General features: G+C 73.9%; 17 protein-coding genes. All 17 read left to right on the forward strand.

Annotation, left to right across the window (positions count from 1 at the left end; translation table 11 throughout):
* Positions 1-157 precede the first annotated feature (157 nt).
* Positions 158-1,261: a zinc-dependent metalloprotease gene (locus ACFOVU_RS09040; RefSeq protein WP_378531818.1), complete on the forward strand. Its 1,104-nt coding sequence runs from the start codon at positions 158-160 to the stop codon at positions 1,259-1,261.
* A complete protein-coding gene (tilS, locus tag ACFOVU_RS09045; protein WP_378531773.1) occupies positions 1,258-2,280 on the forward strand; it encodes a tRNA lysidine(34) synthetase TilS in 1,023 nt (340 codons plus the stop codon). Before ACFOVU_RS09040 ends, tilS begins: the two co-directional genes overlap by 4 nt.
* 88 nt (positions 2,281-2,368) lie before the next feature.
* Positions 2,369-2,923 (forward strand): hypoxanthine phosphoribosyltransferase, encoded by a 555-nt coding sequence (hpt, locus tag ACFOVU_RS09050; protein WP_378531775.1) that lies wholly within the window; start codon positions 2,369-2,371, stop codon positions 2,921-2,923.
* A 288-nt stretch (positions 2,924-3,211) separates the two neighbouring features.
* Positions 3,212-5,305 (forward strand): ATP-dependent zinc metalloprotease FtsH, encoded by a 2,094-nt coding sequence (ftsH, locus tag ACFOVU_RS09055; protein ID WP_378531777.1) that lies wholly within the window; start codon positions 3,212-3,214, stop codon positions 5,303-5,305.
* Between the two features lie 8 nt (positions 5,306-5,313).
* Positions 5,314-5,931 carry a GTP cyclohydrolase I FolE gene (gene folE, locus ACFOVU_RS09060; RefSeq protein ID WP_378531820.1) on the forward strand — a complete coding sequence of 206 codons (618 nt, stop codon included), beginning with the start codon at positions 5,314-5,316 and terminating at the stop codon, positions 5,929-5,931.
* Between the two features lie 79 nt (positions 5,932-6,010).
* Positions 6,011-6,916 (forward strand): dihydropteroate synthase, encoded by a 906-nt coding sequence (gene folP, locus ACFOVU_RS09065; protein ID WP_449289732.1) that lies wholly within the window; start codon positions 6,011-6,013, stop codon positions 6,914-6,916.
* A complete protein-coding gene (locus tag ACFOVU_RS09070) occupies positions 6,913-7,359 on the forward strand; it encodes a nuclear transport factor 2 family protein (protein ID WP_378531779.1) in 447 nt (148 codons plus the stop codon). Before folP ends, ACFOVU_RS09070 begins: the two co-directional genes overlap by 4 nt.
* Before the next feature lie 2 nt (positions 7,360-7,361).
* Entirely contained in the window at positions 7,362-7,772 is a 411-nt protein-coding gene (gene folB / locus ACFOVU_RS09075) for a dihydroneopterin aldolase (RefSeq protein ID WP_378531781.1), read from the forward strand.
* Between the two features lie 59 nt (positions 7,773-7,831).
* Positions 7,832-8,302, forward strand: a complete 471-nt coding sequence (gene folK, locus ACFOVU_RS09080; RefSeq protein ID WP_378531824.1) for a 2-amino-4-hydroxy-6-hydroxymethyldihydropteridine diphosphokinase — start codon at positions 7,832-7,834, stop codon at positions 8,300-8,302.
* A 21-nt stretch (positions 8,303-8,323) separates the two neighbouring features.
* Positions 8,324-8,827, forward strand: coding sequence for a DUF3180 domain-containing protein (locus ACFOVU_RS09085; protein WP_378531783.1), 504 nt, complete (start codon positions 8,324-8,326; stop codon positions 8,825-8,827).
* A gap of 864 nt (positions 8,828-9,691) precedes the next feature.
* The gene (locus ACFOVU_RS09090) at positions 9,692-10,543 is read left to right on the forward strand and encodes a PH domain-containing protein (RefSeq protein ID WP_378531785.1); all 852 of its coding nucleotides are present in this window, start codon (positions 9,692-9,694) and stop codon (positions 10,541-10,543) included.
* A 2,322-nt stretch (positions 10,544-12,865) separates the two neighbouring features.
* On the forward strand, positions 12,866-15,055 hold the full coding sequence (locus ACFOVU_RS09095; protein WP_378531787.1) for a PH domain-containing protein: 2,190 nt from the start codon (positions 12,866-12,868) through the stop codon (positions 15,053-15,055).
* Between the two features lie 378 nt (positions 15,056-15,433).
* The gene (locus ACFOVU_RS09100; protein WP_378531789.1) at positions 15,434-15,706 is read left to right on the forward strand and encodes a chaplin family protein; all 273 of its coding nucleotides are present in this window, start codon (positions 15,434-15,436) and stop codon (positions 15,704-15,706) included.
* A 180-nt stretch (positions 15,707-15,886) separates the two neighbouring features.
* Complete coding sequence (locus tag ACFOVU_RS09105) at positions 15,887-16,204, forward strand: hypothetical protein (RefSeq protein WP_378531791.1); 318 nt, start codon at positions 15,887-15,889, stop codon at positions 16,202-16,204.
* Positions 16,205-16,346: 142 nt separating this feature from the next.
* Entirely contained in the window at positions 16,347-17,237 is an 891-nt protein-coding gene (locus tag ACFOVU_RS09110) for a Rossmann-like and DUF2520 domain-containing protein (protein ID WP_378531793.1), read from the forward strand.
* Between the two features lie 96 nt (positions 17,238-17,333).
* Entirely contained in the window at positions 17,334-18,251 is a 918-nt protein-coding gene (gene panC, locus ACFOVU_RS09115; protein WP_378531795.1) for a pantoate--beta-alanine ligase, read from the forward strand.
* 37 nt (positions 18,252-18,288) lie between these two features.
* Positions 18,289-20,901, forward strand: coding sequence for an L-aspartate oxidase (locus ACFOVU_RS09120; protein WP_378531797.1), 2,613 nt, complete (start codon positions 18,289-18,291; stop codon positions 20,899-20,901).
* Positions 20,902-20,926 lie beyond the last annotated feature (25 nt).

The raw sequence follows: 20,926 nt of genomic DNA on the forward strand, positions 1-20,926 counted from the left end.
CGCCGGGCGCACAGCGCCCGGCGGGCCGGCCGCCGTTTCCCGGGAGGTCACGGACAGCGCCGCGGGCCGCCGCTCGGGGTCACCCCTGAGGAAACCCGGAAATCGCGACCGGGACCCCGTGAGGTCCGTGTCCAGTGGGTACGGTGAAGGCGTGAGTCTGATCGACTGGGACGTAGCCGTCAACACCGGAATCCGCCTCGTGCGGCCCGGCCCTCAGGTGGACATCGCCGACGCCCGGCAGGCCGTGGCGCAACTGCGCGAGCTGTCCGTCACCGCCCAGGGGCACGTGCGCGAGTTCACCGGTATGGAACCCCTTGAACCGGCGGGGCCGGCGGTCATCGTCGACCGTCCCGGCTGGATCAAGGCCAACGTCGACGGGTTCCGCGTGGTGCTGGAACCCATCCTCGACCGCCTCGCCGCCGCGAAGCCGGGCCTCGGCGCGGCCGGCGCCATCACCTCCGCGGTGGGATCGCGCGTCACCGGCGTCCAGCTGGGCGCCGTGCTCTCCTATCTCGCCGGGCGCGTGCTGGGCCAGTACGAGCTCTTCCTGCCGCCCGACCCCGAAGGCAACGCGCCGACCGGCCGCCTCACCCTCGTGGCGCCCAACATCGTCCACGCCGAGCGCGAGCTCGACGTCGACCCCCGCGACTTCCGGCTGTGGGTGTGCCTGCACGAGGAGACCCACCGCACCCAGTTCACGTCGTCGCCGTGGCTGCGCGAGTACCTCCAGCAGCAGATGCAGGACATGCTGCTGGCGTCCAACATGGACGCCTCGGACTTCCTCGACCGGCTGCGCGCGGCCGGAGAGGCCGTCGCCGAAGCCGTGCGCGGCGGCGAGGGCAACCTGATCACCGCGTTCCAGAGCCAGGAGCAGAGCGAGATCCTGGACCGGATCACCGCCGTCATGACCCTCGCCGAGGGGCACGGCGACTACGTGATGGACGCGGTCGGCCCCGAGGTCGTCCCCTCCGTCGCCACGATCCGCCGCCGGTTCCAGCGGCGCCGCGAGGGCGCCAACCGCGTCGACAAGGTCATCCGCCAGCTGCTGGGCCTCGACCTCAAGATGAAGCAGTACGAGGAAGGCGCGGTGTTCGTCCGCAAGGTCGTGGCCCAGGTGGGCATGGCCGACTTCAACCGCGTGTGGGAGTCGCCCGAGACCCTGCCGACCATGGACGAGATCCGCAACCCCCAGGACTGGATCGCCCGCGTGGTGAGCCCGCCGGCGCTGCCCGAGGCCGGTCTCGCCGCGCCCGAGGTGTGACCGGCCCGCCGCCCGATGTCGCCGCGGCGCGCCGCCGGGTGCGGCGCGCGCTCGGCGCGCTGGCGCCCGGCGACCTCGTGCTGGTGGGGTGCAGCGGCGGCGCCGACTCGCTGGCGCTGGCCGGCGCCACCGCCTTCACCGCTGCGCGGATGGGGCTGCGGGCGGGCGGCGTCACCGTCGACCACGGGCTCCAGGAGGGCTCGGCCGAACGTGCCGCCGCCGTCGCCGCGACCCTGCGCGGCCTGGGCCTCGACCCCGTCGACACCGTGGCCGTGCAGGTGGGGCGGGCCGGCGGCCCCGAGGCCGCCGCGCGCAGCGCCCGGTATGCGGCGCTCGACGCCGCCGCCGACCGCCACGGCGCCGCCGCCGTGCTGCTGGGCCATACCCGCGACGACCAGGCCGAGACCGTCCTGCTCGGCCTGGCCCGCGGCTCCGGCGCGCGGTCCCTGGCCGGGATGGCACCCGACGGCGGCCGCTACCTGCGCCCCTTCCTCGGGCTGGGCCGCGCGTCGGTGCGCGAGGCGTGCCGGCTCATGGGGCTCGACCCCTGGAGCGACCCGCACAACACCGACCCCGCCTACGCCCGCTCCCGGGTGCGCCACGACGCACTGCCCGCTCTGGAGGAGGCGCTGGGCCCGGGGATCACAGAGGCGCTGGCGCGCACAGCGGGGCTGCTGCGCGACGACGCCGACGCGCTCGACGCCTGGGCGGAGCGGGCCGCCGCCGAGGCGGCGCCGAGCCCGGGGGAGCTCGACGTGGACGTGCTCGCCGGCCTGCCGCGCGCCGTGCGCACGCGGGTCCTGCGCGGGGCGGCGCTGGCCGCCGGGTGCCCCGCGGGCGACCTCACGGCGGGCCACGTGGCCGAGCTCGACCGGCTGGTCACCGACTGGCACGGCCAGGCCGAGGTGCACCTTCCCGGTGCCCGCCGCGCCCGCCGGGCCGGGGCGCGCATCACGCTTGCGCAGCAGCCCGAACCGCCGCACGGGGCGCCGCCGGGAACCCGCCCGAAGGGCCGGTGAGCGGGACCGATGGCGTTCGGGGCGGGTTGTGGACCTTTATCCTGGTTGCCATCCGGTTCCGCGAGGCGAGCAGCGAGGACAACAGAGCGTGGACGCGAAGGACATGGGCGGCGACCTTGAGAAGGTCCTGGTCACCGAGGAACAGATCACGGCCAGGATCGGGGAGCTGGCCGCCGAGATCGACGCCGACTACGCCGGCAAGGACCTGCTGCTCGTCGGCGTCCTGAAGGGCGCCGTCATGGTCATGGCCGATCTCGCGCGGGGCCTCGGCCACGCCTGCGAGATGGACTGGATGGCGGTGTCCTCCTACGGCGCGGGCACGACGTCGTCGGGCGTGGTGCGCATCCTCAAGGACCTCGACTCCGATATCAAGGACCGCAACGTCCTCGTGGTCGAGGACGTCATCGACTCCGGGCTGACCCTGTCGTGGCTGGTCGGCAACTTGAAATCGCGCGGCCCGGCGTCGGTCGAGATCTGCACGATGGTGCGCAAGCCCCTGGCGTTCAGCGTCGACCTGGAGGTGAAGTACATCGGCTTCGACCTGCCGAACGAGTTCATCGTCGGGTACGGCCTGGACTATGCCGAGAAGTACCGGAACCTGCCGTTCATCGGCACCCTGGCGCCGCACGTCTACCAGGGCTGAGGCGGCACCGCGGGGCGGTGCCGCACCGGTATCGCCCCGGCCGCCGGGAACATTGCGGGCGTCCGCGGGCGTTGGTGCTTTGACGGGCCTCAACCGGCCGTGCTGGTCCGAGGCGTGAGTGCGCCCGGTCACGGACGGGGTGTACCGTCGATTATCCCGGCATCACTGTAGGGAATACGTGTCCGATAGGTCCCGCTTCCGGGGACATTGAGCGGCCCTCCGGGTGCTCGTGTGTGCTCGAAGCAGGCCGCTGGTCAGGAGGGACGGACCCAGCGGGGTTCCGTATCGATGAATCTCAAGCGTTTGTACCGCGGGCCGTGGCCATGGATCCTGGCCATCGGCCTCATGCTCTTCGTTTTCTTCCAGCTCACGAGTCTGGGCTCCGGTCCCGAACCGGAGAAGGTCGACACGTCGCGGGTCTTCGAGCTGATCTCCCGCGACCAGGTGGACAACGCCCGGTTGATCGACAAGGAACAGCGAATCGAGCTGACCACGACGAACGACCAGGTCTACGAAGCCTACTGGGTCGAAGGCCAGGGCTATGAGCTCGCGCAGGAGCTGCGGACCCTCGAACAGGACGGCGAGAACCTCCAGTCCTACGACGTCGAGGTCCCGCAGGACAGCATGTTCGTGTCGCTGCTGTTCTCGTTCCTCCCGCTGATCATCATCATCGTCATCTTCCTGTTCATCATGAACCAGATGCAGGGCGGCGGCTCCCGGGTGATGAACTTCGGGAAGTCCAAGGCGAAGCTGATCACCAAGGACACGCCCAAGAGCACCTTCGCCGACGTCGCCGGCGCCGAAGAGGCCATCGAGGAGCTCCAGGAGATCAAGGAGTTCCTCCAGAACCCCGCCAAGTTCCAGTCCATGGGCGCCAAGATCCCCAAGGGCGTGCTGCTGTTCGGCCCGCCCGGGACCGGCAAGACCCTGCTGGCGCGCGCCGTCGCCGGCGAGGCCGGAGTGCCGTTCTACTCGATCTCCGGCTCCGACTTCGTCGAGATGTTCGTCGGCGTGGGCGCCTCGCGCGTGCGCGACCTCTTCGAGCAGGCCAAGGCCAATGCCCCCGCGATCATCTTCATCGACGAGATCGACGCCGTCGGCCGCCACCGCGGCGCCGGCATGGGCGGCGGCCACGACGAGCGCGAGCAGACCCTGAACCAGATGCTCGTCGAGATGGACGGGTTCGACGTCAAGGGCGGCGTCATCCTCATCGCCGCCACCAACCGGCCCGACATCCTCGACCCGGCGCTGCTGCGCCCGGGCCGGTTCGACCGGCAGATCGTGGTCGACCGCCCCGACATGGAGGGCCGCAAGGGCATCCTCCAGGTGCACGTCAAGGGCAAGCCCATGGCCGACGACGTCGACCTCGACGTCATCGCCCGGCGCACCTCCGGCATGACCGGCGCCGACCTCGCCAACGTCGTCAACGAGGGCGCCCTGCTCTCGGCGCGCGCGGGCCGCAACGAGATCGACCTGCCCACACTGGAGGAGGCCATCGACCGCGTCATGGCCGGCCCCGAGCGCAAGACCCGGGTCATGTCCGACGCCGAGAAGAAGGTCATCGCCTACCACGAGGGCGGCCACGCCCTGGTCGGCCACGCCCTGCCCAACGCCGACCCCGTGCACAAGATCACGATCCTGCCGCGCGGCCGGGCGCTCGGCTACACCATGTCGGTCCCGATGGAGGACAAGTTCCTCACCTCCCGCTCGGAGATGATGGACCAGCTCGCCATGATGCTCGGCGGGCGCGCCGCCGAGGAGCTCGTCTTCCACGAGCCCACCACCGGAGCCGCCAACGACATCGACAAGGCCACGAGCCTGGCGCGCAACATGGTCACCGAGTACGGCATGAGCGAGCGGCTGGGTGCGCGCAAGTTCGGCAGCGGCAACACCGAGCCGTTCCTCGGCCGCGAGATGTCGCACTCCCGCGAGTACTCCGAGGAGATCGCCTCCCTGATCGACGAGGAGGTGCGCCGGCTCATCGAGTCCGCCCACGACGAGGCCTACGAGATCCTCGTCGAATACCGTGCGGTCCTCGACGACCTGGTGCTGCACCTGCTCGACAAGGAGACCCTCACCAAGGAGCAGGTCCTGGAGGTCTTCGCGCCGATCACCAAGCGCCCGGCGCGCGGCTCCTTCACCGGCTACGGCAAGCGCCAGCCCTCCGACCAGCCGCCCGTGCAGACGCCCAAGGAGCTCGCCCTGCTGGGCCCCCAGGACGTCGGCACCATCGCGGGCGGCGGCGGGCAGAACGGCCTCGCCGTCGAGGCCAGCCCCAACGGCCAGAGCGACTGGCGCGGCGACCGCCCCGCGGCCTCCGGCGGCACCGGCGACACCCCGGGCGACACCGAGCCCGGCGGCGACCACGGGACGCAGGAGTGAGCGGATACATCGGCGGAGAGGACGACGACATCCCGCTGGTGGCCCCCACCGGCGGGAAGGTCGACCAGCCCCGCATCGCGCGGGCCGTCCGCGAGATCCTGATCGCCATCGGCGAGGATCCCGACCGCGACGGCCTGCGCGACACCCCGGCGCGCGTCGCCCGCGCCTACGAGGAGCAGTTCGCGGGGCTGCGCCAGGACCCGGGCGAGGTCCTCACCACGGTGTTCGAGGCCGGCCACGAGGAAATGGTGCTGGTCAAGGACATCGAGCTGTACTCCACCTGCGAGCACCACCTGGTGCCGTTCTACGGCAGCGCCCACATCGGCTACATCCCCAACTCCAACGGCCAGATCACCGGGCTGTCGAAGCTGGCGCGGCTGGTCGACGTGTACGCACGCCGCCCCCAGGTGCAGGAACGGCTCACCACCGAGGTCGCCGACGCCGTGATGAAGCACCTCGACCCGCGCGGCGTCATCGTGGTGATCGAGGCCGAGCACCTGTGCATGACCATGCGCGGCGTGCGCAAGCCCGGCGCCAAGACCGTCACCTCGGCGGTGCGGGGCGACTTCCGCAACCGCGACCGCACCCGGGCCGAGGCCATGAGCCTCATCCTGTCCCGCGACTGACACCCGCCGACGGGTGCGGCGCGACACAGACGCGGCGGCGGCGCGGCTGCCGCGCCGCCGCGTCTCGTAGGGTGAGGACATGGCGTCGACGAACAAGCTCCCAGGACTTCCCGACCGCGGGCGGTGCCTGGTCATGGGGGTCGTCAATGTCACCCCGGACTCCTTCTCCGACGGTGGCAGCTGGTTCGACCCCAAGAAGGCCATCGAGCACGGCCTCCGGCTGGCCGAGGACGGCGCCGACATCGTCGACGTGGGCGGCGAGTCCACCCGGCCCGGCGCCCAGCGCGTCTCCAGCGCCGAGGAGCTGCGCCGGATCGGCCCGGTGGTCCGCGAACTCGCCCGCCAGGGCATCGCCGTCAGCGTCGACACCATGCGCGCCGAGGTCGCCGCGCACGCGGTCGACGCCGGGGCGCTCCTGGTCAACGACGTCAGCGGCGGGCTCGCCGACCCCGCGATGGCCCGGCTCGTGGCCAAGTCCGGCGTCGCCTACGTGCTCATGCACTGGCGTGGGCATAGTCATGACATGCAGAACCGCGCGGTCTACGCGGACGTCGTCACCGAGGTGCACGACGAACTGAAGGACCGCATGGACGCCATGGTCGGCGAAGGCGTCGATCCCGGCCAGATCGTCCTGGACCCCGGACTGGGGTTCGCCAAGCGCCCCGAACGGGGCCACAACTGGGCTCTGCTCGCACACCTCGACAGATTCGACGAATTGGGGCGTCCACTCTTGATAGCAGGCTCCCGCAAGCGTTTCCTCGGGCGGCTGCTCGCCGGCCCCGACGGAACACCCCGCGATTTCACGCAGTGCGACGACGCGACCGTCGCCCTCACCACGCTCGCGGCCGACCGCGGCGCATGGTGCGTGCGCGTCCACGACGTCCGGCCCAACGCCGACGCGGTCCGCGTCGCGGCGGCCTGGCGCAGCGGCGGCGCCGACCTCCACGACGGCCGCGCCGACCTCGCCGGCCGGGGTGGCCGGTGAAGTCCCGCCAGGAGGTCATGGAGCGCGTCGCCGAGGCCAACGCGCAGTTCTACGGGGCCATCGAGAACGGCGACATCGACCTGATGCGCCGCGTCTGGGCCGAGGAGGACGAGGCCCCCGACCTCGTCTGCGTCAACCCCGGCTGGCCCCTCCTGCGCGGGCGCGCCGAGATCATGCGCGCCTGGGCGCTGATCATGGCCAACGTGCCCTACATCCAGTACGTGCTCACCGACACCCACATCGGGGTGAGCGGCGACGTCGCCATGGTCACCTGCGAGGAGAACGTACTGACCGCCGAGGACGACAACCCCGGCTTCGTCGCCGGCGGCCAGGTCGTCACCACCAACATGTTCGTGCACACCGCACAGGGCTGGCGGCTGTGGTCGCACCACGCCTCGCCGGTGCTGCTGGACGAGGACGACGACGAAGGGGACGAGGGCTGACGGTGGCAGACCAGCCGGACCGGCCGGGCGCGGGGGAGCCACCGCCCGGGCCGCTGGACCGCATCGCCGTGCGCGGGCTGCGCGCCCGCGGCCACCACGGCGTGTTCGAGGCCGAGCGCCGCGAAGGGCAGGAGTTCCTCGTCGACGTCGTCCTCGGCGTCGACACCCGCGCGGCCGCGCGCACCGACGACCTCACCCTCACCGTGCACTACGGGGAGATCAGCGACCGCCTGGTCGAGGTCGTGCGCGGGGAGCCGGTGAACCTGATCGAGACCCTGGCGGAGCGGCTGGCCGCCGTCTGCCTGGCCGAGCCCCGGGTGATCGAGGCCGAGGTCACCGTGCACAAGCCCAACGCCCCGATCGCCCAGGAGTTCTCCGACGTGACCGTCACCATCGTGCGGAGGCGGCCGTGACCTCCGTCGACACCCCGCCCGACACCCCCGAGCGGGTCGTGCTGTCGCTGGGCGGCAACATGGGCGACCGCAGGGCGATCCTCCAAGGCGCGGTCGACGCCCTGTTCGATGCCCCGGGGCTGGAGCCGGTGGCGCTGTCACCGGTCTATGAGACCGCCCCGGTGGGCGGCCCCGAGCAGGGGCCGTTCCTCAACGTCGTGCTGCTCGCCGACGCCGAGCTGCCCCCCATCGAGCTGCTCGAGCGGGCCCAGGGGGTCGAGGAGGCGTTCGACCGGGTCCGGGAGGTCCGCTGGGGGCCGCGCACCATCGACGTCGACATCGTCGCCTTCGGCGAGCGGCGCAGCAGCGACCCCGATCTGACCCTGCCGCACCCGCGCGCCCACGAGCGCGCGTTCGTGCTGCGGCCCTGGGCCGACGCCGACCCCGACGCCGTCCTGCCCGGCCGCGGCGCCGTGGCCGGGCTGCTCGCCGACGTCGCCGACCAGGAGATCCGGCGGCGCGACGACCTCGCCCTCCAGCCGCCGCTCTGACCCGACCACGCAAAGGACCGCATGGACGACGACAACCAGCACAACGGGAGCATGCGGCCGACCGGCTGGCGGCTGCCGCTGGGCATCATCGTGGTCGGCGCGGCTATCGCCTACCTGGTGGTCGACCTGGCCTACGGGTCCGTCCCGCTGCTGGTGCCGTGGACGGCGATCCCCACCCTGGCGCTGCTGGCAGTGGGCGAGGGCATCACCGCCTGGCACACCCGCCGCCGCATCCGGCGGGCCACCGGCACCACGCCGATCGAGCCGCTGAGCGCCGCCCGGCTGGTGGCGCTGGCCAAGGCCAGCGCCCTGTTCGGGGCCCTGGCGGTCGGCGTGTTCGGCGGCGCGGCGCTGGCCCTGCTGGACCGGCTGAACGCCGCCAGCGCGCGCGCCGACGCCATCACCTGCGCCGGCACCCTGGCAGCGGGCGGCCTGCTGCTGGCCGCCGGGCTCCTCCTGGAGCACGCCTGCCGGGTGCCCCCGGAAGACGAGGAGCCGCCCCCGGGCCGGGGACCGGTGGCCTGAACCGGACACTCGGGACGTCTCGCCGCCCCGGATCCGCCGTGCGACCACGGCCGGAACCGGGGCGGTCGTGCGTGTGACCTGGGGGTTCCGTGGCCCCGGGGTGATCGGGTGCGGCGGGGGCGACCGTTCAGGGAGGGCCGATACGGGGTTCCTGTGGCCCCGCTCCACGGGGCGGGAGGATGATTGACTGGAATCGTGGAAATTGCCGCGTCCGACCCACCAGCTTCGGGAGCCGCGCTCATGTCCATCGACACATTGGTCACCCCAATTGCCGAGCACCCCTCCACGGCGAAAGAGGCCCTGCCCCGACCACCACGGGTGCGCCTCGACCCCTTTGCCCCCGCCGCTCCCCGCGGCCCTCTAGACCCGACCTGCCCCGCGGAGGGTTGCCCCGCGGAGATCGTGGCCGGTCTCACACCGGCCGGAACCGCGTGGCCCGCATCGCCCGAGTGGGCCGGGTGGCCCGCGTGGCGCACACCGCGCGGCGGGTTCGACCCGCTGGGCCCCACGGATCCGGGGGATCCGGCCGCCCCCTCCAACCCCATCGTCCCCCGCGCCCCGGTCGAACCGGCCGAACCCGCCGAGCCCGGCACCCCGTCCGCACCTGCGGAACCGCGCGGATACCAGGCCGATCGGCGGCCGGCTCGCGTGGCATGACTCCGCGGAGTGGCAAAGGGATGATTGACTGGAATCGTGGAGTTTGCCGCGTCTGACCCAACAGCTCCGGGAACCGCATCCGGTGACGACTCCGGAACCGCGCCCGAAAACGCCGAGGGAACGGTCACCGCGCCCGCTGGGGAACACCCCCCGGCGGGCGACAGCGGCGAGCCCGATCCCCGGGGCGGCTTCGCCCCCGCAGAGTTCGTGCCCGCTGAGCAGGCGGGGACGGCCGAGCCCACCGGCCCGGCCGACGCCGCGGAGAGCGCCGGGCACGGGCCGCCGGCCGCCGGCCCGGCGTCCACCGATTCCGCGGAGGCCGACGACGGCACCGGGAGCCGACCTGCGGCCGGTCCCGAGATCGTCGGCCCGGAAGCCGCCGCAGACGGCAACGGACATGAGCCCGCGGTCGGCCCGGCGTCCATCAGCCCGGCGGAGGACGTTGACGGCAGCGAGCACCGGCCCGCTGCCGGCCTCGAGTCCATCGGCTCCGTCGGCGAGAGCGATGGCCCCCCTTCGGGAACTTCCGGAACCGACCCCGCGGACGGCGCGGAGCAGGCCACATCGCCCGTCGACGCCGCGTTCGCGGCGCCCGTCGGCACCGAGTGGAACCGCGTCTCTCCGATGCTCGCCTGGTACCGTCGGCTGATCCTGCTGGGCGTGCTGGTCCCGGTCGCCGCCCTCGGCGCCGGAGCCCTGTGGATGTGGTCATGGGTCCTGGCGGTCGCTTGGGTCGTACTGGCCGTGGGCGTCGGCGCGGCCGGATGGCCGGCCGCGTCCACCGTGTGGCGGTCCTGGGGCTACGCCGAGGGACGCACCGACTTCTACCTGACCTACGGCGTCGTCATCCGCCAGCTGGTCGTCATCCCCTACGGCCGGATGCAGGTCGTGGACGTCACCTCCAACCTGCTGGAACAGGCGCTGGGGATGGCGACGGTCCGCGTGCGCACGGCGGCCACGACCGCCGACACCCGCATCCCCGGACTCCGGCTCGACGACGCCGTCGTGCTGCGCGATCGCCTGGCGACGCGCAGCGAGACCTTCTCAACGGGGCTCTGACCTGTGAGCGACGCCAACGACGACGCGCCGAACGGCGCCGCACGGGACCCGGGCCACACCACACCGGGCAGCGGAGCCGCGCCCGGGACCGGAAAAAAGAAGAAGAGGCGCTGGTTCGGCGCCGAACCCGAACCCGACCACGAGCCGCCGCCCGAGACCCACCCGGCGGACACGCCCGCCCCCGCCGGGACGACCGGGCCGGACAACGGCGCGTCACCGGACCATTCACAGCAGGACGACGCGAGCGCGTCGGACGAGGGGGCTGCCGCCCCGAATGGCAGCGACCCCGCAGAGAACGGCACCGGCCGCACCCCGAATGGCGACGGCCGCGCCCCCAACGGCGGTGGCCCCGACCTGAGCGGCGACAACGGCGGTGGCCCCGACCTGAACAGCGATGACGACGGTGGCGACCGCACGACCGGCGACGGCTCCGGCCCGAACGGCGGCGGTACCGGCGGCGGCTCCTCCGCCCCTACCGACGGCTGGCTGTTCGAGCTCCCCGAGCCGACCCCTCTCCCGGACCTGCGCCCGATCACCGCGCCCACCGACACCTACCGCACAGAACAGGTCGCCCCGCCCCAGGCCGACGACCGCCCCTACTACGGCACGCACGCGGGAGCAACGGACACCGGGGACGCCGCCACCACGGGGGAAGCGATCCGAGCCGCCGCCGTGAACGGCTCGGGAAGCGGCTCCGCGTCCGAGAGCGGAACCGACGCGGACTCGGGAACCGACGCGATCGCCGGAGCCACCCCCGAACCGACGGCCGGAGGAAGCCACCCCGAATCGGGGCGTCCGCTTGCCGACGCCCCCGAGCCGGGCCCCGACGGCCCCGCATCCGGCTCGGGACACGCTGATCGTGTTCCCGGGGCAACCGGCTCCGCCTACGACCCGGACCCGGCAGGGACGAAGGACGAGGCAGAGACAGAGACGGCGAACGGTCGCCCGCGAGGAGCTTTCCCTCCGCGGCTGTGGCCGCATATGCGTCTGCCGGGCGAGCCGGCCGCCGCCCGCCGCCGCGGACGCCGACCCGCGCCCGACGAGGCATCGCGCACCCCCGCCACCGTCGAGGAGACCGGCGACGCCGACGACGAAGACTTCGCCAGCGGTGTGTCGTGGCTCGGATTCGCCGAGGACGCCGTCCCGGCCGACACCACCCACAACGGCACGCCACGGGACGCCGACCCAGCGAGGCCCGACGGTTCCGATGAGCCGATGACCATCAAAGCGACGGCGAACACGGGTGGGCGTGATGAGCCGCTGTGGGCCGATGCCGGAGGTGCGGCGTCGGACCGTGGTGTGTCCGGTGCTTTGAGGGATGGCACGTCACCGGAGGCTGACGATGTGTGGCCGCGTGGCGGGGTTGCCAGCGGGCCTGCCTCTGGTCGGTCGGCGGGTGACGAGGGCGTCGATGAATCCCATGGGGGTGTGTCATGGGAGGCCCCGGAGGACGATCGTGGTCCACGCGCGTCGGATGGTTCGTCGCGGGCCGGGGATGATGTGAATGGCGATGCCGATGTAGCGCCGGATGTCGCCGCTGTGTGGACCGAGGTCGATGCGACCGGGGTCGTCTCCGGCGGCGTGTCCGTGGCCGATGACGGCGGGCCGGCTCGGGCGCCGGAGGTCGGCGGCGATGACGACACGGGGGAGCCCTGGTCCTCACACGGCCCAGAAGAGCATGCCAACGGCCTGTCCGGGGCTCCGCGCCCCTCCGGCATCCCGCGCTTTGCTCCGGCGCTTGAGGCGCCTCCTGGGGCTCCGCAGCCGCACTTTCCCTATCGGCCCCAGCAAACTCAGGCGTTCCCGGGGGACGGCCGTCCCTACGGGACGCAGCCCGGCCCGACAACGGGGGCATCTCCCGCCTATGGGCCGACGGTCACCGGTCCGGCGGCTCCTGGCCCATGGCCGAATGGCCAGGCCGCGCCGGCGGCGAGCGGTGAGGCCGCCCTCCAGCCCTCTCACGGCCATGCTCCAGGTGGGCCGGGGCAGGGTGCGCCGCCATCCTCCGCGTACCCATCGGGTCCGGGATCAGCGGGGCAGACGGCCGCCTTCGCCCGTCCTCCGGCGCCGCCCGCGGCGGCGGGCACTCCGGCCGACTCCCCGGGGTACCCGGCCCCGTACGCCGGCCACCAGGCGCCGTACACCGGCCAGCAGACCGCGCGCCCCGGGGACGAGGCCCCGTACGCGGGGGAGGGGAACGGCACTCAGGCGTTCGCCCAACCCCACCAGACGCAGACCTTCGGCCGGCCTCATCCGACGCAGGGGCCGGGGTTCGCCCAGCCCGACCAGGCGCAGGGCTTCGCGCAGCCCCACCACACGCAGGTGTTCCCGCAGCCTGATCGGACGCAGGGCGTCGCGGGCCCTCAGCAGTCGCAGGCGTTCGCGCGGCCCGATCAGACGCAGGGCGTGCCCGGTCCCCAGTACACGCAGGGGTTCGCGCAGCCGCAGCAGACGACGGCCTTCTCCCAGCCCCAACAGGCGCAGGGCTTGCCTCCGTCCCACCAGACACAGGGGTTCCAGCAGCCGTATCAGACGCAGTCCTTCGCCCGGCCCCAGCAGGGAGGGCAGGGCGAGCAGGGAGAGACGGCGGCCGGCCGGCCCTGGCAGGGCGGTGGCGATCAGGCGCGGCCCTACGGGGACGACGCCCGGTCCCAGGCATACGGTCCTGGAGCGTATCCCGGCCACGGCTCCGCCCCGGGCGCTCCGCAAGGGGCCGCCGGCGCGGTGGGGCCGCAGACGACCGGTGCCTTCGGCCAAGGGACGCAGCCGCCTCAGGTGACGGGCGCCTATCCACAGGCGCAGACCACGGGTGCCTACTCCCAGGCGCAGAGCACAGGCGCCTACTCGCAGGCGCAGGCCACAGGTGCCTACGCGCGCCAGTCGCAGCAGGCCTACGGCGCCGCCTCGCAGGCGTACCCGGGCGCGTACCCACCGGCCGCCGCCGGGTACCCCGGCCGGCCCGGCTACCCGGGCCAGTCCGGCCAGACCGGCCACCCCTCCCCGTCCGGCTACCCGGGGCAGTCCGGACACCCTGGCCATCCCGCACCGCCCGGCCACCTCGGCCACCCCGGATACCCCGGTCAGCCCGGATACCCGGGCCACCCCGGCAACGCCGCCGGGCACGGGGCGCACGTGCGTTTCCTGCCGCCCCCGCCGCCGGCCGCTGCGTCCGCCCCGTATCCTGCGGCGCCGCCGTCCGCGCCCCCCGCCTCGCCAGTTCCCGATGTCACCCGCGGGGCGCACCGCACCCACTGGGCGACGGTGCCCTTCCAGGTCGTGCTGGTCACAGTCGTGTTCCTGGCGATGCCCGGCCCCCTGCTCCTCGGGTTCGGCTTCGGCTGGCTGTCCATGCTCACGCTCGCCGTGGCGTGCGGCTCCACCGCCTACGCGCTGCTCTCGTGGTGGCACTCCTCCTTCGGCCTGCGCGAGGACCACCTCGTCGTGCACACCGGCCTGGTGCGGCGGGTATCGCGGGAGATCCCGCTCAGCCGCCTCCAGGCGGTCGACGTCGTCCGCCCGTTGCTGATGCAGGTGCTGGGCCTGGCCGAGTTGCGCGTGGAGCTGGCCGGGGGCGACTCCAGCGAGATCCGCCTGCGCTACCTCGGCCGGGGAACGGCCGAACGCCTCCGGGCGTCGCTGCTCGCCCACGCCGCCGGGCTGTCGGGGACGACCCCCGAGGCGCCCGAGTGGCCGTTCTACCGGCTGCCGTTCGGCCTGCTCCTGGGAGCGCTGGCCTTCCGGCTCCCCGTGCTGGGCGCGTTCATGCTCTTCCTGATGCTGATCGCCGGCGGCATCGCGGTCGGCGAACTCGGCGTCCTCGGCGGGGCCGTCCCGCTGCTGCTCGGCCTCATGCGCGGCTTCCTGGGCCCGCTGATGCGCTACACGGACTTCTACTCCTCCCTGTCGCCCGACGGCCTGCGGCTGCGCTATGGCGCCTTCGCCGCGCGGATGCAGACCGTGCCGCCCGGCAGGGTGCAGGCCGTGCGCCTGGTCGAGCCGCTGCTGTGGCGCTCGCTGGGCGTGGTGCGGGTGGAGGCGAACGTCGCCGGCTACGTCGGCGAGCGCCAGATGGACTCCTCCGTCCTGCTGCCGGTCGTCCCGCGCCACCTGGCCTTCGCCCTGGTGGACGAGCTCTTCCCCGGGACCGCGGCGGCGCGGGTGCCGCTGCACCCGGCCGCGCGCGGCCGGACGTCCGGCGACGCGCTGGGGGTCGACGAGAAGCTGTTCGTCACCCGGCGCGGGCTGTTCTGCCGGATCATCGAGATCGTCCCGCACGCCCGCGCGCAGAGCATCCGGATGACCGCCGGGCCCCTGGCGCGGCGTCGCGGCGTCGCCGTGATCGACGCCGACACCCCGCCCGGCCCGATCCGGGCGCGCGCGGTGGGGCGCGACCTCGCCGAGGCCCGGCGGGTGGTCGACGGCATCGCGCGCTACGGGCATGAGGCGCGCAGTTCCAGCGCCGGACCCGAGCGCTGGGCCACGCGCAGCGAGGCGGCCGGCCCGCGCGGGTGAGATCGGCTCCCGCGTGCGGCGGCGCCCCAGGGCGGCGGCGGTCTCGGCCGGCCGGCTCGCGCGGGTGACAGCCCCCGGTTCGGCCGCTTGCGCGCGGCTTCTCCCGCTGTGCCCCGCGACGCACGCATAGACACGCCCGTGTGGTGTGCGTCACCTGATGTGGGGGTTGTGGCGCACGTTGATCACGGAATGTCGGACATGCCGTCCCCTTCGGGACGGTGAAGATATCCGTCCAACTTTCACTTTCACAAAATCGGCGTTCCGGCCCGTCCGGGTGTGGCTAGATAGTGTCCGACCACGTTGCGTGTTTATCTTGATACGCACAGGAAGAATGTTTCGGTCGGCGTTCCCGGCCGGACCATCATGAGGGGATTCGCAGTGCTGAAGAACGTTCTCGCCACCGGAGCCGTCGCAGCCGCCTTCGCCGGGGCGCTCCTTGCGGGCACTCCCGCATACGCCACCGATGACGTGTCCACCTCGGGCAACGGCAGCCTCCTCGGGGGCAACCAGCTCGTCGCCGACCTGGACATCCCGATCAACCTCTGCGGCAACGCGATCGCGATCATCGGCAACGCCGGTGCCAGCTGCGTCGACTCCGGAGCCGCGACCATCGAGGACGACGACGACTTCGGCGGCCACGGCCACCACTGATCCGGCGCGTCCGGAGATTCCGGTCTCCCGCGCCCTCGGGCGCGGACCATGCATGATGCGGGCCGGTGCCGCCTGCCCTGGGGGCGGCGCCGGCCCTTGCCTTGGGCGCCGAGCGCGCCCGGCCACCCCCGATCGACCCCCGCCGGGCGCCCCCGTCCGGCGCGCACAGAAGGAGCCCCCGTGCCCACAGCGCCGACCACGCCGATCCTGCTGACCAAGTACCTCGCCGCCGGAGCCGTCGCCGCCGCGTTCGCCGGTGCCCTCCTCGCGGGCGCCCCCGCCTCGGCCGACGACATCGAGCCGGCGCCCGAGACCGAAACCGCGGCGGAAGAGGCGGAACCCGGGACCGAGGTGGAACCCGAAACCAAGCCCGAAACCGACACGGAACCCGCGACCGACATCGACAACGGTGCGGCCTCCGGCGGCGGCCCCGCGCTCGCCGGGAACCACATCGGCGACACGTGGTTCTTCGGCCCCATGTTCGTCATCTCCCACTGACGCGCCCCCGTCGCCCCCGTCCCGCCCACGCTCCATGACCCGCCGGGTACCCGGCGTCCGCGCTGATCAGCAACGGACAGTAAGCTGGCGGCCGGACGTCCGGTACCCGCAGTGGGCTGGAACGTGGGCGGAACGAGGTGCGATGGAGACAACGGAAGTCACCCGGCGCCCGGCGCGGCTCGCGGTCGGGGTGATCGGTCCCGGCCGCGTCGGATCGGTCCTCGGCGCAGCCCTTGAACGCGCGGGCCACCGCGTCGTCGCCGCCTCCGCGGTCTCCGACGCCTCCCGCGAGCGGGTGGCCGGCCGGCTGCCCCACGCGGTCCTCCTCGAACCCGCCGACGTCGTCGACGCCGCCGACCTCGTCCTGCTCACCGTCCCCGACGACGCCCTGGCCCCACTCGTGCGCGGCTTGGTCGACACGGGGGCCCCGGTCGCCGGCACCTTCCTCGCCCACACCAGCGGCAGCCACGGCCACGGCGTCCTCGCGCCCGCCACGGCGGTGGGGGCGCTGCCGCTGGCCCTGCACCCGGTCATGACCTTCACCGGCCGCGACGAGGACCTGGACCGCCTGGCCAACGCTTCCTTCGGCGTCACCGCCCCCGATGTGCTGCGTCCCATCGCCGAGGCCCTGGTGGTGGAGATGGGCGCCGAGCCCGTGTGGATCCCCGAGGAGCACCGCACCCTCTACCACGCCGCCCTGGCGGGCGGGGCCAACCACATGGTCACCCTGGTCGCCGAGAGCGCCGCGCTGCTCGCCCAGGCCGGAGTCGACGACCCCGGCCGGATGCTCGCCCCCCTGCTCGGCGCCGCCCTGGACAACGCGCTGCGGCTGGGGATGGACGGCCTGAGCGGCCCCGTGCTGCGCGGCGACACCGAGACCGTCGCCGGGCACATCGCCGAACTGCGCGAGCACTCCCCCGAGAGCGTCCCGGCCTACGTGGCGCTGGCCCGGCTGACCGCCGACCGCGCGCTCGCAGCGGGGCTGCTCAAGCCCCACGACGCCGAACGCCTGCTGGACGTCCTCCAGGCGTGAGCCGAGACCGATGACCCACCGAGGACACTGCGAACGCCTGCCGGACGTCCTCCAGGCGTGAGCCGTTCTTCCCCCTCACCGACGGAGGACATCCCCATGAGCGAGCAGGACCCGCAGGGCCGGCTGAACCAACAGGACCCCGCCCCGGCCCGCACCCCGGCCGCAGGCCGCACTCCGGCCGTGGCCCGCACCCCCGAGGAGCTGGCCCGGCTGCGGCCGGGCCTGGGCCGCCTCGCCCTCGTGCCCACGATGGGCGCGCTGCACATCGGCCACCGCACCCTCATCGCCGCCGCCCGCGAACAGGCCGACTCCGTCGCCGTCAGCATCTTCGTGAACCCGCTCCAGTTCGGGCCCAACGAGGACTTCGACCGCTACCCCCGCCCGCTCGACGCCGACCTCGCCGCCTGCGCCGAGGAGGGCGTCGACGTCGTCTACGCCCCCGCGGTCGAGACCATGTACCCCGGCGAGCAGATGGTGACCGTCCACCCCGGCCGCATGGGCGGGGTGCTCGAAGGCGAGTTCCGCCCCGGCTTCTTCGACGGCGTCCTCACCGTCGTCGCCAAGCTGTTCCACATGGTCCGCCCCGACCTCGCGTTCTTCGGCCAGAAGGACGCCCAGCAGCTCGCGGTGGTCCGCCGGATGGTGCGCGACCTGGGCATGGGTGTGGCGATCGTGGGCGTGCCCACCGTGCGCGATCCCGACGGGCTGGCCACCTCCAGCCGCAACGCCTACCTGTCGCCCAAGGAGCGCGAGAGCGCCCTTGCGCTGTCGCGGGCGCTGCTCGCCGGCGCCGACGCGTCCGTCACCGGCCCGGTCGGCATCCTCAGCGCCGCGCGCGCGGTGCTCGCCGCGGCGGCCACCGCCGCGCCCCCGGTGTCGGTCGACTACCTCGCCCTCGTTGACGCCCAGTCCTTCACCGAGGTCCCCGGCGATTTCCGGGGCGATGCGGTGCTCGTCGTGGCCGCGCGTGTGGGCGAGACCAGGCTCATTGATAACGTGCCGCTCACGCTGTGATCCCCAGCGAACCCACCTGGAACAGGGAGAGAACACGGTGAGCGCCACCACGTCGTCGCCCCTACCGCTCCGGCTCACCGCCCCCGAGCCCGGTTGGACGGCCGAAGCCGACGTCGTGATCGTCGGCTCGGGCGTCGCCGGGCTCAGCACCGCACTGGACTACACCGAGCGTGTGCCCGGCGGCCGGGTCGTCATCGTCACCAAGGACGTGCTCTCCACCGGGTCCACCCGGTGGGCGCAGGGCGGCGTGGCCGCCGCCCTCGGGCCGGCCGACCGCCCGGTCGCGCACATGATCGACACCCTGACCGCCGGCGACGGCGCCTGCGACCCCCGCTCCGTGCACGTGCTGGCCACCGAGGGCCCCGCCGCGGTGCGCCGGCTCATTGCCGCGGGTGCCCGGTTCGACCTCGACCCCGCCGGCGAGCTCTCGCTCACCCGCGAGGGCGGCCATCGCGCCGACCGCATCGCGCACGCCGGCGGCGACGCCACCGGCGCCGAGATCGAGCGGGCGCTGATCGCCGCCGTCGAGGCCCAGCCGCGCATCGAGGTCATCGAGCACGCCCTCGCCCTCGACGCCCTCCTCACCCCCGCCGCCCCCGGGGCGCCGCGCGGCCGCATCCGCGGCGTCACCCTGCACGTCATGGGCGAGGGGCGGCGCGACGGCGTGGGCGCCGTGCTCGCGCCCTCCGTGGTCATCGCGACCGGCGGCATCGGCCAGATCTTCGCCGCCACCACCAACCCGCCCGTCTCCACCGGGGACGGGGTCGCGCTCGCGCTGCGCGCCGGCGCCGAGGTGCAGGACCTGGAGTTCGTCCAGTTCCACCCCACCGTGCTGTGGCTGGGCGCCGATTCCCGCGGCCAGCAGCCCCTGGTGTCGGAGGCGGTGCGCGGCGAGGGCGCCTTCCTCGTCGACACCGAGGGCCGCCGGTTCATGCAGGGCGAGCACGAGCTGGCCGACCTCGCGCCCCGCGACATCGTGGCCCGCGCGATCGCCCGCGCCATGGCCGCCACCGGCGCCGACCACGTGCTGCTGGACGCGCGCCACTTCGGCGCCGAGAAGTGGGAGAGACGGTTCCCCACCATCTTGGCCTCCTGCCGCGCCCACGGCATCGACCCCGTGACGCAGCCGATCCCGGTCGTGCCCGCCGCGCACCACGCCTCGGGCGGCATCCGCACCGGACTGGACGGCGCCACCTCGGTGCCCGGCCTCTACGCGGTGGGCGAGGCCGCCTGCACCGGCGTGCACGGTGCCAACCGGCTGGCGTCCAACTCGCTGCTGGAGGGGCTGGTCTTCGCCGGCCGCATCGCCCGCGGCCTGGCAGGGGCGGCCACAGCCACCGTGGCATCCGCTGCCGGCTCCCCGCCCGCCCGGCCCCACGGCCTCGCCGACCCCGCGGCAATGGCCGAGCTGCGCACGGCGATGTCGCGGCACGTGGGCCTGGTGCGCGACGGCGCGGGCCTGGCCGCCGCCCGCGCCGTCCTGGACGGGATCGCCGCCGCGTCCGCCGAGCCCGGGGCCGCCGAGCCGGGCATCGCCGCGTGGGAGGCCACCAACCTGCTCACCGTCGCCGCGTTCGTGGCCGCCCACGCCGAGGCCCGGCGCGAGAGCCGCGGCGCCCACTGGCGGGCCGACCACCCCGGGCACGCCGAAGGGGCGCCCGCGGGCGCGGTGGGCGTCCTGGACCCCGAGGGGCGTGTCACCGTCGTGCCGCGCCCGGACGCCGCGCCCGTCCGGCCGCCCGAGCACCTGGCCGCCGAGCTCGTCGCCTCGGTCCCCGAGGCCAACGAGCCCACCCCCGACGACTCCGGCCTGGGCACGCTCGCCCTCGTGCGCACCGCCCTCGACGAGGACCTCCGCCACGGGACCGGCGTCGACGTCACCACCGTCGCCACCATCCCGGCCGGCCAGCTGAGCACGGCCGACGTCGTCGCCCGCGCCGACGGCACCGTCGCCGGGCTGGCGGTCGCCGAGCTCGTGTTCTGGACCGTCGCGGGCGGCGCGGTCGAGGTGCGGCGCCGCGTCGCCGACGGCGACCGGGTACACCGCGGCGACGTGCTCATGACCGTCACCGCGCGCACGCGCGACCTGCTCACCGCCGAGCGCACGGCGCTGAACCTGCTCACCCACCTGTCCGGGATCGCCACGGCCACCGCGCAATGGGTGGCGGCGGTCGAGGGCACCGGGGCGCGGATCCGCGACAGCCGCAAGACCCACCCGGGCCTGCGCGCGCTGGAGAAGTACGCGGTGCGCTGCGGCGGCGGGGTCAACCACCGCTACGGGCTGGCCGACGCCGCGCTGATCAAGGACAACCACGTCCTGGCCGCCGGCGGCGTCGCCGAAGCCGTCCGCGCGGTCCAGCGCGCCTATCCGGGGCTGCCGCTGGAGGTCGAGGTCGACCGGATCGACCAGATCGAGCCGGCGCTCAAGGCGGGCGCCCAGGAGATCCTGCTCGACAACTTCACAGTGGCCGACCTGCGGCGGGCCGTGGCCCTCGTCGCCGGCCGCGCCCGGCTGGAGTCCAGCGGGGGCCTGACGCTGGCGGTCGCGTCCGAAGTGGCCGCGACCGGGGTGGACTATCTTGCGGTGGGTGCCCTGACCCACTCCAGTCCGGCACTGGACATCGCGCTCGACCTGCGCGAGACCCACTGACCCCGCTGACCCCACGACCCCGGAT

The organism is Nocardiopsis sediminis, from assembly GCF_042650565.1.
Lineage (GTDB): Bacteria > Actinomycetota > Actinomycetes > Streptosporangiales > Streptosporangiaceae > Nocardiopsis_B > Nocardiopsis_B sediminis.